General features: G+C 56.6%; 11 protein-coding genes. 2 read left to right on the forward strand and 9 right to left on the reverse strand.

Annotation, left to right across the window (positions count from 1 at the left end; genetic code table 11):
* Positions 1 to 211: 211 nt before the first annotated feature.
* From panD to thpR, 9 genes are all read right to left on the reverse strand, one after another.
* Entirely contained in the window at positions 212 to 592 is a 381-nt protein-coding gene (panD, locus tag L977_RS11840) for an aspartate 1-decarboxylase (RefSeq protein ID WP_014882598.1), read from the reverse strand.
* Between the two features lie 32 nt (positions 593 to 624).
* Positions 625 to 1,476 (reverse strand): pantoate--beta-alanine ligase, encoded by an 852-nt coding sequence (gene panC, locus L977_RS11845; protein WP_047344009.1) that lies wholly within the window; start codon positions 1,474 to 1,476, stop codon positions 625 to 627.
* A gap of 11 nt (positions 1,477 to 1,487) precedes the next feature.
* Positions 1,488 to 2,279: a 3-methyl-2-oxobutanoate hydroxymethyltransferase gene (gene panB, locus L977_RS11850; RefSeq protein WP_014882600.1), complete on the reverse strand. Its 792-nt coding sequence runs from the start codon at positions 2,277 to 2,279 to the stop codon at positions 1,488 to 1,490.
* Positions 2,280 to 2,400: 121 nt separating this feature from the next.
* The gene (gene folK, locus L977_RS11855) at positions 2,401 to 2,880 is read right to left on the reverse strand and encodes a 2-amino-4-hydroxy-6-hydroxymethyldihydropteridine diphosphokinase (RefSeq protein ID WP_047625807.1); all 480 of its coding nucleotides are present in this window, start codon (positions 2,878 to 2,880) and stop codon (positions 2,401 to 2,403) included.
* On the reverse strand, positions 2,877 to 4,274 hold the full coding sequence (gene pcnB / locus L977_RS11860) for a polynucleotide adenylyltransferase PcnB (protein WP_072093610.1): 1,398 nt from the start codon (positions 4,272 to 4,274) through the stop codon (positions 2,877 to 2,879). Before pcnB ends, folK begins: the two co-directional genes overlap by 4 nt.
* 42 nt (positions 4,275 to 4,316) lie before the next feature.
* Complete coding sequence (gluQRS, locus tag L977_RS11865; protein WP_047625808.1) at positions 4,317 to 5,207, reverse strand: tRNA glutamyl-Q(34) synthetase GluQRS; 891 nt, start codon at positions 5,205 to 5,207, stop codon at positions 4,317 to 4,319.
* A gap of 59 nt (positions 5,208 to 5,266) precedes the next feature.
* Positions 5,267 to 5,722, reverse strand: a complete 456-nt coding sequence (gene dksA, locus L977_RS11870) for an RNA polymerase-binding protein DksA (protein WP_001155232.1) — start codon at positions 5,720 to 5,722, stop codon at positions 5,267 to 5,269.
* Between the two features lie 176 nt (positions 5,723 to 5,898).
* The gene (sfsA, locus tag L977_RS11875; protein WP_023332114.1) at positions 5,899 to 6,603 is read right to left on the reverse strand and encodes a DNA/RNA nuclease SfsA; all 705 of its coding nucleotides are present in this window, start codon (positions 6,601 to 6,603) and stop codon (positions 5,899 to 5,901) included.
* Positions 6,603 to 7,148, reverse strand: a complete 546-nt coding sequence (thpR, locus tag L977_RS11880) for an RNA 2',3'-cyclic phosphodiesterase (protein WP_023332115.1) — start codon at positions 7,146 to 7,148, stop codon at positions 6,603 to 6,605. The genes sfsA and thpR overlap by 1 nt, the downstream gene beginning before the upstream one ends.
* A 73-nt stretch (positions 7,149 to 7,221) precedes the next feature.
* Between thpR and hrpB the strand changes: the two genes are divergently transcribed.
* Together hrpB and mrcB are read left to right on the forward strand one after the other, a co-directional pair.
* Positions 7,222 to 9,651 (forward strand): ATP-dependent helicase HrpB, encoded by a 2,430-nt coding sequence (hrpB, locus tag L977_RS11885; protein WP_047625809.1) that lies wholly within the window; start codon positions 7,222 to 7,224, stop codon positions 9,649 to 9,651.
* Between the two features lie 216 nt (positions 9,652 to 9,867).
* On the forward strand, positions 9,868 to 12,393 hold the full coding sequence (gene mrcB, locus L977_RS11890; RefSeq protein WP_014882607.1) for a bifunctional glycosyl transferase/transpeptidase: 2,526 nt from the start codon (positions 9,868 to 9,870) through the stop codon (positions 12,391 to 12,393).
* Positions 12,394 to 12,518 lie beyond the last annotated feature (125 nt).

A 12,518-nucleotide genomic window follows, 5' to 3' on the forward strand; every position in this document is an offset into this window, starting at 1 on the left:
GAACATGGGTGATTAAAACTGCAGGTTGGTTTAAGTTTTTCTTAATGGGTGGGAATTATGATTTGGGAATTATATAATATAATTCTCTGAGATTTCTTTGGTTATTTATTTAAATCCTATTAAATGCGCTATAATTGATCGTGGCTTGCACAAAAAAGACTGGACTCATTTTGATAGTGAATGGGATAAAAATGAGTCCAGGGAAAAGAAATCAGGCGACCTGAACAGGAATAGCTTTTGCCGTGCGCTTCATTTCGTTATCGCCTTCAAAATAGGCCACTTTGGGCTGCCAGCGACGCGCTTCTTCGTCAGACATCATCACGAAGCTGGCGATGATCACGATATCGCCCACCTCTGCGCAGTGTGCTGCCGCGCCGTTGACGGAGATGATTTTGGACCCGCGTTCGGCGGCAATTGCATAGGTAGAGAAGCGTTTGCCGTTATTGACGTTCCAGATATCGATCGCTTCGTTCTCAAGAATACCCGCCGCGTCGAGGAAATCCTGGTCAATGGCGCAGGAGCCTTCATAGTGCAGGTCTGCCTGAGTCACTTTCACACGGTGAAGCTTACCTTGCAGCATTTTGCGAATCATTACGTTTACCTTTCATCTTCCGGGTAGAAAAACTACGCCAGCTCAACCACTTTGTTGTCAATCAGGCGAGCCTGGCCAAGCCATGCCGCCACCAGAATTACCGCACGTTTGCTTGTCTCTGCAAGTTCGAGCAGCGTATCAGCATCGCGGATTTGTACATCGTCAGCCCGGAGACCTTTGTCGTTCAGCGCCTGTTCCGCAAGAGCAATAATCTCTTCTGCGGTTAATGCTTTCGCCAGAAGCTGATCTGCCATGCTGTTCATGACCTTGCTTAACGCGGGGGCGATTTTACGCTGCTCGGCGGTCAAATAGCCATTGCGGGAGCTGAGCGCCAGCCCGTCTTTAGCACGCACGATCGGCACGCCCACAATCTCAATATCATATCCCATGTCCGCCACCATTTTGCGGATCAGCGCCAGCTGCTGGAAATCTTTCTCGCCGAAGCAGGCGATATCCGGCTGCACCAGGTTAAACAATTTGCTGACGATAGTGGAGACGCCGCGGAAATGGCCCGGACGGCTGGCGCCTTCCAGCATGGTCGAAATTCCCGGAACGTCCACGTAGGTTGCTTCGCCGGTTCCCTGAGGATAAACGTCTGCCGGAGACGGCGCGAAAACAATGTCCGCCTGACGCTTTTTGAGCTTCTCGCAGTCTTCCTGCAGGGTACGCGGGTAGCGCGCCAGGTCGTCTGCGCGGTCAAACTGCATGGGGTTTACGAAGATACTGACCACCACGATATCTGCACGGGCTCTTGCTTCGTCGACAAGCTTCATATGGCCGTCATGCAGGTTGCCCATGGTCGGGACCAGTGCGATACGTTTACCTTCCTGACGCGCGCGACGGATGTGCTGGCGAAGCAGCGGCAGGGTTTCAATGATTAGCACAACGAGACTCCTTAATGGAAACTGTGTTCTTCACCCGGGTAAACACCGGATTCAACGTCGGCAATATACTGCCTGACCGCGGCGCGCATGTCGCCCGCTTCGGTAAGGAAATTTTTCGCAAATTTCGGGATATGCCCACCGGTAATACCAAAGGCGTCGTGCATCACTAAAATTTGCCCGTCGGTCACGTTGCCAGCACCGATACCAATCACCGGAATCGACAGCGCTTCAGTGATACGTTTCGCCAGTTCAACAGGCACGCACTCCAGTACCAGCAATTGCGCGCCTGCAGCTTCCAGCGCCAGGGCATCATCAAACAGCGTCTGTGCCGCATCGCCACGGCCCTGCACCTTGTAGCCGCCAAAGATGTTGACGGACTGTGGCGTCAGGCCCAGATGGCCGCAAACCGGCACGGCGCGTTCGGTGAGCATCTTCACCGTATCCACCAGCCAGGCTCCGCCTTCAATTTTGACCATATTGGCCCCGGCCCGCATGACCGCCGCCGCGTTTTCGAATGCCTGCTCCGGTGTGGCATAGGCCATAAACGGCAGATCGGAAAGCAGGAGGCAGGCTGGCGCACCGCGGCGCACGGCGCGGGTATGGTAAGCAATATCCTCAACCGTGACCGGCAGGGTGGAATCATGTCCTTGTACCGTCATCCCTAACGAATCTCCGACCAGCATGACGTTGATACCCTCTTCGGCAAACAGTTTGGCGAAGCTGTAGTCATACGCGGTGATGGTGGCGAAGCGTTTTTTTTCCTGTTTGCATTTCTGCAGTAAGGAGATGGTGGTTGGTTTCATACTGTTTCCTGATAGCCCAAAGCGAATCTTTGCGCATTCTAACAGTAACATTCCGGGGAACAATGATTTTAGGCAACCGATTAACCACAATTATTTAGCGGCCAACCGGTGGGGGAGAGGTTTACCAGCGAGCGGGTTTTTCCGCGTTCAGGTTGTCCAGAACGGTCTTTAACGAGGTACCGTCCGGGAAGGTGATATCGGGGGCGACTTCAAAGAGCGGCCAGAGCATAAATCCGCGATTTTTCATATCATAATGCGGTACGGTGAGGCGATCGGTATGAATCACCTCCTTGCCAAACAGCATGATGTCGAGATCGAGGGTGCGCGGTCCCCAGCGTTCGGCTTTGCGCACGCGGCCCTGCTGGAGCTCAATGCGCTGGGTATTATCCAGCAGCGCTTCTGCATCAAGGGCTGTTTCCAGCAACACGGCAGCGTTCAGATAATCAGGCTGATCCTGTGGGCCGAGCGGCGGGGTACGATAAAACGACGAGACGGCGACGATCCGGCTTTGCGGAATCTCGCCCAGCGCCTTTACGGCAGCGTTAACCTGCTCCAGCGGAGAGGCTAAGTTACTGCCGATGGCGATACAGGCGAGTGTCATGCTGAACCTTCACGACGCGGCGCACGTTTGCGCGGACGACGATGACGGCGACGCGGTGCGGGCTCTTCATCCAGCCCGGTCAGCATATCCTTCTGTTCCGGCGGAGCGGAAACCTGGAATTCAGCCCACCACTGCGCCAGACGCTGCAGCTCCTGATTGCGTTCAATTTCCGCACGCAGGGACAGCAGATCGAACGCGGCGCGGAACTTTGGATGTTCCATCAGTTTCCAGGCGCGTTTGCCCTGGCGACGGGACATGCGCAGCTGAAGCTGCCAGATGTCGCGCACCAGCGTGGTAATACGTTTCGGGATCGCCAGCGTACGGCACCCTTCGTCCAGCACGTCGTTTGCGGCCAGCGCGAAGGCATCGTAATAGGCCAGGCCGCTCTCCTGAGTAATTCTTTGCGCGGTTTCCAGCAGGGGATACCAGAACATCGCCGCAAACAGGAATGCCGGGTTCACGCGCATGTCATTCTGGATGCGGGTATCGGTATTTTTCAGCACCTGCGCAATCATGCGCTCCATCGGGCTGTCACCGTTTTCGGTGAAGTAGCGCGTAATGGTCGGGAACAGCGGCTGGAACAGGTTGTATTCGCGCAGCAGCTTGTAGGTTTCAAACCCGTAGCCAGCCTGCAATAGCTTCAGCGCTTCTTCAAACAGACGGGCAGGCGGCACGTCGTTGATCAGCGTCGCCAGACGCGGGATCGGCTCTGCCGTCTCCGGGCTGATGCGCATGTTGAGCTTGGCGGCGAAACGCACGGCACGCAACATACGCACAGGATCTTCGCGATAACGCGTTTCTGGCGTGCCGATCAGGCGGATCAGGCCCTCTTTCAGGTCCTGCATACCGCCCACGTAATCACGCACGGTGAAATCCGCCACGCTGTAATAGAGGCTGTTGATGGTGAAGTCGCGGCGCTGGGCATCTTCTTCGATAGAACCGAAAATATTGTCACGCAGCAACATACCGTTCTGGCCGCGCTGGGAGGTCGTGCGATCGGATGCGCCCGCTTCGTGATGGCCGCGGAAGGTCGCCACTTCGATAATTTCTGGCCCAAACATGACGTGAGCAAGACGGAAACGGCGGCCAACAAGACGACAGTTACGGAATAATTTGCGCACCTGCTCAGGCGTGGCGCTGGTCGTCACGTCGAAATCTTTTGGTTTTTTGCCCAGCAGTAAATCACGCACCCCACCGCCAACGAGATAGGCCTCGTAGCCCGCTTTATTCAGACGATAGAGCACCTTGAGGGCATTTTCACTGATATCTTTGCGGGAAATAGTGTGCTGCTCACGCGGAATAACCGACATGTGTGGCTGTGCAATAGCATCGTTCGCCATGCTCTCTTCGCGGCTTAGCACTTTACGGCAAAAATTAGCGACTCGGGTAAAAATGGTACACCTCGTAGTGTGTTTTGTTATGAAAAAAGCGGCTAATCATAGCTCAGCGCAACGCATTTGAGAATGCTGGATTTTTGGCACCGCCGTGAGCGTCCATTGCGCGATGGCCATTTTCAGCAGTTCGTCAATACGCAGATCCTGCCATTCGTGGGTTACATTTTGGTTGAGAAATCGCAGCGCGTCGATCAAAACAGGACGCGGATCGCCGTCTGGCAGGGCTGGGGCGTGGTTTTGCTTGGACAGTTTAATGCCCTGCGCATTGACCGCCAGCGGCAGATGAAGATAACCCGGTACCGTCCAGCCAAACTGCTGATACAGCGATATTTGCCGCACGGTAGGTTCGACCAGATCTGCCCCGCGCACAATTTCCGTGACGCCCTGGAAATGGTCGTCGACGACAACGGCCAGGTTATAAGCAAACAGACCATCACGACGGTGAATAATAAAATCTTCGCGCGCCAGACGTTCATCGGCACGGATCTCTCCGGAGAGCAGATCGTGGAAACGGGTGACGGGCGCACGTTGCAGCAGGCGCACGGCGGCGTTCTCCGGGGGATGATTGAGCGTACGGCAGTGCCCGTCATAGACGCCGCCAACGCTCTGGATACGCGCGCGGGTGCAGGTGCAGTTGTAGGAAAGCCCTTGCTCAGCGAGCCAGGCCAGACGCTCCCGATACGCCTCGTGGCGTTTTGATTGCCAGAGAACCTCGCCGTCCCAGTGCAGGCCGCAATGTTCCAGCTGACGCAGTATGGTCTCTGCAGCACCGGGAACTTCACGCGGCGGGTCAATATCTTCTATGCGGACGAGCCATTTGCCCTGGCTGGCGCGAGCCTGCAGGTAGCTGCCGAGCGCGGCAATTAATGAGCCGAAGTGTAATTCACCGGAGGGAGATGGCGCGAAGCGCCCGATATAGTGTGATTCAGACATATCAACGTTAACAAGGCGGGAGAGACTCCCGCCTTTGGAGTGGGTAAACAGCGCTGGTATTAACCGGCCATCTGTTTTTCGCGGATTTCGGCCAGCGTTTTACAGTCGATGCACAGATCGGCGGTTGGACGCGCTTCCAGGCGACGAATACCGATTTCAACACCGCACGATTCGCAGTAGCCAAAATCTTCGTCTTCGACTTTTTTCAGCGTTTTCTCGATCTTTTTGATCAGTTTGCGTTCGCGGTCACGGTTACGCAGTTCGAGGCTGAACTCTTCTTCCTGAGCGGCACGGTCTACCGGATCCGGGAAGTTTGCAGCTTCATCCTGCATATGCGTAACGGTGCGATCGACTTCATCCCTGAGTTGATTACGCCATGCTTCAAGAATACGCTTGAAGTGCGACAGCTGGGCTTCGTTCATATACTCTTCGCCCGGTTTCTCTTGATACGGCTCCACCCCAGCGATGGCGAGAATACTCAGGGACGATGTTTTACGGTTTTGCCCTTCTTGCATGTTGCTTCTCCTTAACACGCACTATCGATCCCCGTGTTGGGGGAAAAATCAGGTCGCTATAAATAGCAGATGCTTTTCCGTATGGCAATTATCTAAACGTAACACTTGACAAGCCTGTGAGGAAAAGCGTATTTGCGCACGCGGCCAGAACACATAATCATCAATCGTCTAATCCCTTATAAGACAATGGGAAGAGAGGATCTCAGAGTCATATTATCGGCAGAAAGTTCCGCCTTATAAGCGAAAACCTCTACCCCCTGCTTTTGTGCCTCATTCAACAATTGCGCGTATTTAGGGTCAATATGGCGGGCAGGTGAGAACCGTTCAATGGCTGAATGCAGTACCGCAAACAGCAGTACGGCGCGTTTGCCCGCCGCCGCAACACTCATTAGCTCCCGCAGGTGCTTCTGTCCACGTAGCGTAACCGCATCCGGGAAGTAGCCATTTTCCTGTTCCGCTAACGTCACTGATTTTACTTCAATATAGCACTCCGGCCTGTCTTCCGCCTGTAACATGAAGTCAATTCTGCTGCTTTCATCGCCATATTTCACTTCACTTTTATGCGTACCATAACCCACCAGTTCGGGAATAGTGCCATGGGTCAGCGCTTCCTTAACCAGCTGATTGGCGCGCAGGGTATTAACGCAAATAAATGCCCCACTTTGTGTCTCAGTTATTTCCCAGGTATGGGGATATTTGCGTTTAGTATTTTCTGAAGTGGAATACCAGACCGTGTCACCCGGCGTGGCGCAACCGGTCATGGCTCCGGTGTTGGGGCAGTGCAGAGTGAGCGTTTTCCCCTCAGGTGTCACCACGTCGGCGAGGAAGCGTTTGTAGCGTTGGATCAGCGTGGCGGGCTGGAGTGCAGGGCTAAACTTCATCAGGATTCCTTCATCGTGTCGCCCAGCGTCCAGCGCTGTAGCGGCGTGTAGCGTGTGCGTCCTTGAGCAAAGACAGATTCATAAAGCGCGAATGCATTGACCGGGAAAGCCCAGTGAAAACCCGGGGCCGGGAGGGCAACGGCCTGACCGGCATCGCGCAGCAGCGTGATATGCGGATGAAATGGCTGCGGGCTCTGATAACAGCCGCTGCGCGCCGCCTGCGCGCGCAGCATATTCGCCAGCTGCAATAATCCGCGCGGTGGCTGGCGCGTGCCCAGCCAGACCACGCGCGAACGTAGCCATTGCCCTGCATCGTCGAGGTGCAGCGTAAACGGCGGCTGAGAAATCCGCCCGGCCATGGCGGCTAACGCCCGCTGTTTCCCGGCACTTACGTCGCCCAGGAATGCCAGCGTCAGATGCAGGTTCGCGGCCGCAACGGGCCGACCTGCTTCCGGTGGAAAATGTTCAGCGCGCCAGCGTACGATTTGCCGCTGAACAGGGGCGGGCAGCTCAATGGCAAAAAACAGTCGTTTTGACTCAGACATACGGGGGACTCGGTAATGATATGCGCCGATGCTACAATGTACGCCGACTAATGTTAACCCTCTGGAGCTGTTAGTGTCCTCATTGCCAGTCGCCGTCGTCCTTCCCGAGCTTCTTGCTGCCTTACACCACGCCCCGCAGGTTTTGCTTAACGCGCCTACGGGGGCGGGCAAATCCACCTGGCTGCCGCTACAGATCCTCAAAGAAGGGAAGATTGCCGGAAAAATCATCCTGCTGGAGCCGCGCAGGCTCGCCGCACGCAACGTGGCGCAGCGACTGGCGGAACTGCTGAACGAAAAACCGGGCGAAACGGTAGGTTATCGGATGCGTGCCGAAACCTGCGTTGGCCCGTCCACGCGCCTTGAAGTGGTTACCGAGGGCATTCTCACCCGCATGCTGCAAAACGATCCGGAACTGACCGGCGTGGGGCTGGTGATCCTGGATGAATTCCACGAACGCAGCCTGCAGGCGGATCTGGCCCTGGCGCTGTTGCTGGACGTCCAGCAGGGGCTGCGCGACGACCTCCGGCTGCTCATTATGTCGGCGACGCTGGATAACGCGCGGCTGCAGCAGACGCTGCCTGATGCCCCAGTGATTGCCTCCGAAGGTCGTGCATTCCCGGTGGAGCGGCGCTATCAGCCGCTACCTGCCCATCAGCGTTTTGACGAAGCGGTGGCTGTCGCCACGGCTGAACTGCTTCGTCAGGAGCCGGGGTCGCTGCTGCTATTTTTACCCGGTGTGGGAGAAATCCAGCGCGTACAGGAGCAACTGGCATCACGGGTGAGTAGCGACATTATTCTGTGTCCGCTCTATGGCGCGCTGTCGCTGGCCGATCAGCGTAAAGCGATCCTTCCCGCCCCGGCGGGGCAGCGCAAAGTGGTGCTGGCGACCAATATCGCGGAAACCAGTTTGACCATCGAAGGCATTCGCCTGGTGGTGGATAGCGCCCAGGAGAGGGTGGCCAGTTTTGACCCGCGCACCGGGCTGACTAAGCTGCTCACGCAGCGCATCAGCCAGGCGTCGATGATCCAGCGTGCGGGCCGTGCCGGGCGTCTTGCGCCGGGCATTTGTCTGCATTTGACCAGCGCGGAGCAAGCTGAGCGTGCCGCACAGCAAAGCACGCCAGAAATTTTACAAAGTGATTTGTCTGGCCTGGTGATGGATCTCCTGCAATGGGGCTGTCCTGACCCTGCCCAGCTCACATGGCTCAACCCTCCGCCAGCGGTTAACCTCACGGCGGCGCGCAGCCTGCTGACTCAGCTTGGCGCGCTGGAAGGCGAGCGTCTGACGGCGCGAGGGCAGAAAATGGCGGCGCTGGGTAACGATCCGCGTCTGGCTGCTATGCTGGTGGCCGCGCAAGGGAACGATGAAATTGCCACGGCGGCCAGGCTGGCGGCTATCCTTGAGGAGCCGCCGCGCGGTGGCACTAGCGATTTGGGACAGGCATTTTCGCGTAATCAGGGGAACTGGCAGCAGCGGGCGCAGCAGCTGGCCAAACGCCTGAATAGCCGGGGCGGTTCACCTGGCAGCGATAAAATTGCCTCCCTGCTGTCAGAAGCCTTCCCGGACAGAATTGCCCGCCGCCGCGGGCTGGACGGGCGCTATCAGCTGGCAAACGGCATGGGGGCGATGCTGGACAGCGATGATGCGTTAACGCGTCACGAATGGCTGATTGCCCCGCTTTTGCTTCAGGGGAGCCACTCTCCTGACGCACGTATTTTACAGGCGTTTGCCGTAGACATTGATGCGCTGACCCGCGCTTGTCCGCAGCTGCTGCAGCAGTCCGATATCGTGGAATGGGATGAGACTCAGGGCACGCTAAAGGCGTTTCGCCGCAGTCAGATTGGCAAACTGACGCTCGGGACGAAACCGCTGGCGAAGCCGTCAGAAGAAGAGTTACACCAGGCGATGCTGAACGGCATCCGGGAAAAAGGGCTGAGCGTACTGAACTGGACGCCGGAAGCTGAACAGTATCGTATACGCCTGCACTGCGCCGCGAAGTGGCTGCCGGAACACGGCTGGCCAGCGGTGGATGATGAGACGCTGCTGGCTACGCTTGAGCACTGGCTACTGCCGCAAATGAGCGGCGTACACTCCTTGCGTGCGCTCAAGGCGCTTGATGTTAAGACCGCGTTACAGAATTTACTGGACTGGTCATTACGTCAACGTCTGGATAGTGAACTGCCTGGGCATTACACTGTGCCCACCGGGAGCCGGATTGCCATACGTTATCATGAGGATAATCCTCCGGCGCTGGCGGTACGGATGCAGGAGATGTTTGGTGAAGCCACCACACCGTCTATCGCAGAAGGGCGTGTGCCGTTGGTGCTTGAGCTGCTGTCGCCTGCGCAGCGTCCGCTGCAGATCACCCGCGATCTGGGCGCGTTCTGGGCGGGAAGTTACCGGGACGTGCAGAAAGAGATGAAAGGGCGCTATCCCAAACACGTCTGGCCGGACGATCCGGCGAACACGGCGCCGACACGGCGGACGAAGAAGTATTCGTGAATCAGGGGAAGAGGGGAGTGCGGCCTGGATTGTGCGGGCTGGATTGTGCGGCCTGATGCCCTCACCCCGGCCCTCTCCCATGGGGAGAGGGAGAAAACACTAAAGACTTTCCTGCAAGGAAAGTCTTGCTGTTTATTTTGAGAGATTTCTTCTTTCACAGGTCAGTGGAAGAAATGAGAATCGGGCCTTTGCGCCTGAACGTTGCGGAGAAAAAGCATGGCGGGGAATGACCGCGAGCCAATAGGACGTAAGGGAAAACCCACGCGTCCGGCGAAAGAAAAGGTAAGCCGTCGTCGCCTCAGAGATGAGGACTATGACGATGACTATGAAGACGATTATGAGGATGAAGAACCGATGCCGCGTAAAGGAAAAGGCAAAGGGCGCAAGCCTCGGGGCAAACGCGGCTGGTTCTGGCTGCTGCTGAAGCTGTTCATTGTTTTTGTTGTGCTGATGGCGATTTACGGCGTTTATCTGGATCAGAAGATCCGCAGCCGTATCGACGGTAAAGTCTGGCAGTTACCTGCGGCAGTGTATGGCCGTATGGTGAACCTTGAGCCAGATATGTCCATCAGTAAGAACGAGATGGTGAAACTGCTGGAAGCGACCCAGTATCGTCAGGTGTCGAAGATGACGCGCCCTGGCGAATTTACCGTTCAGGCGAAAAGTATTGAGATGATCCGCCGTCCGTTCGACTTCCCGGACAGCAAAGAGGGGCAGGTGCGCGCGCGTCTGACCTTTGACGGCGATCGTCTGGATACCATCGAGAACATGGATAACAACCGTCAGTTCGGTTTCTTCCGTCTCGATCCGCGTCTGATCACCATGCTCTCGTCGGCTAACGGCGAGCAGCGCCTGTTTGTAGCGCGTAACGGCTTCCCGGATCTGCTGGTGGATACGCTGCTGGCAACCGAGGACCGTCACTTCTACGAGCACGACGGCATCAGCCTTTACTCTATCGGCCGTGCGGTACTGGCGAACCTGACCGCGGGTCGTACCGTGCAGGGGGCGAGTACGCTGACTCAGCAGCTGGTGAAGAACCTGTTCCTCTCCAGCGAACGCTCCTACTGGCGTAAAGCCAACGAAGCGTACATGGCCGTGCTGATGGATGCGCGTTACAGCAAGGATCGTATTCTTGAGCTGTACATGAACGAGGTTTACCTCGGTCAGAGCGGCGATAACGAAATCCGCGGCTTCCCGCTGGCAAGCCTGTACTACTTTGGCCGCCCGGTGGAAGAGCTGAGCCTGGACCAGCAGGCATTGCTGGTGGGCATGGTGAAAGGGGCGTCCATCTACAACCCGTGGCGTAACCCGAAACTGGCGCTGGAGCGTCGTAACCTGGTCCTGCGTCTGCTGCAACAACAGCAGGTGATCGATCAGGAACTGTACGACATGCTGAGCGCGCGTCCGCTTGGCGTGCAGCCGCGCGGTGGGGTGATCTCTCCTCAGCCTGCGTTTATGCAAATGGTGCGTCAGGAGCTGCAAAGCAAGCTCGGTGATAAGGTCAAAGATCTCTCCGGCGTGAAGATCTTCACCACCTTTGACTCCGTGGCCCAGGATGCAGCAGAAAAAGCCGCGGTGGAAGGTATTCCGGCACTGAAGAAACAGCGCAAGCTGAGCGATCTGGAAACCGCCATGGTGGTGGTTGACCGCAACACCGGCGAAGTACGCGCGATGGTGGGCGGTGCCGAGCCGCAGTATGCGGGCTATAACCGTGCCATGCAGGCGCGTCGTTCGATTGGTTCTCTGGCAAAACCGGCGACCTATCTCACCGCCCTGAGTCAGCCGAATCTGTATCGTCTGAACACCTGGATTGCCGATGCGCCAATCTCACTGCGTCAGCCTAACGGTCAGGTCTGGTCCCCGCAGAACGATGATAAACAGTTCAGCGGCCAGGTTATGCTGGTGGATGCGTTGACCCGTTCCATGAACGTCCCCACGGTTAACCTCGGTATGGCGCTGGGCCTGCCTGCGATTGTCGACACCTGGCAGAAACTGGGCGTGTCGAAAGATCAGCTGCATCCGGTTCCGGCGATGATTCTGGGGGCACTTAACCTGACGCCGATCGAAGTGGCACAGGCGTTCCAGACCATTGCCAGCGGCGGTAACCGTGCGCCGCTTTCGGCCCTGCGCTCGGTGATTGCCGAGGATGGATCCGTGCTGTATCAGAGCTTCCCACAGGCAGAACGTGCGGTGCCTGCGCAGGCGGCCTATATGACGCTGTGGACCATGCAGCAGGTTGTGCAGCGCGGTACTGGCCGTCAGCTGGGGGCGAAATATCCGGGTCTGCATCTGGCGGGTAAAACCGGGACCACCAACAACAACGTCGATACCTGGTTTGCCGGTATTGATGGCCGTGAAGTGGTGATCACCTGGGTAGGCCGTGATAACAACCAGCCAACCAAGCTGTACGGTGCAAGCGGGGCGATGTCGATTTACCAGCGCTATCTGGCGAATCAGTCTCCGGTGCCGCTGAACCTGGTTGCGCCGGAAGATATCGTCGATATGGGCGTGGACGGTTCCGGTAACTTTGTTTGCGGCGGTGGGATGCGTACCCTGCCGGTCTGGACCACCAATCCGGACTCCCTCTGCCAGCAGAGCCAGCCTGAACAGCCAACGGGCAACCCGTTCGATCAATCTTCTCAGCCTCAGCAGCCGCAGCAACAACAGCCGCAGCAGCAGAATGAGAAGAAAGACAGCGATGGCGTAGCCGGCTGGATTAAGGACATGTTTGGCGGGAATTAATTAATTCCCTGAATAAAAGGCCGATTTATTTTAAATCGGCCTTTTTTATTGTTTACAGTCCGCAATCCTTTAAAAAAAGTTAATTCAAAATTAAGAATTCCTAAGATTCATTATTTTTTATTTAA

It is taken from the genome of Enterobacter sp. ZOR0014 (assembly GCF_000798855.1).
Lineage (GTDB): Bacteria > Pseudomonadota > Gammaproteobacteria > Enterobacterales > Enterobacteriaceae > Enterobacter > Enterobacter kobei.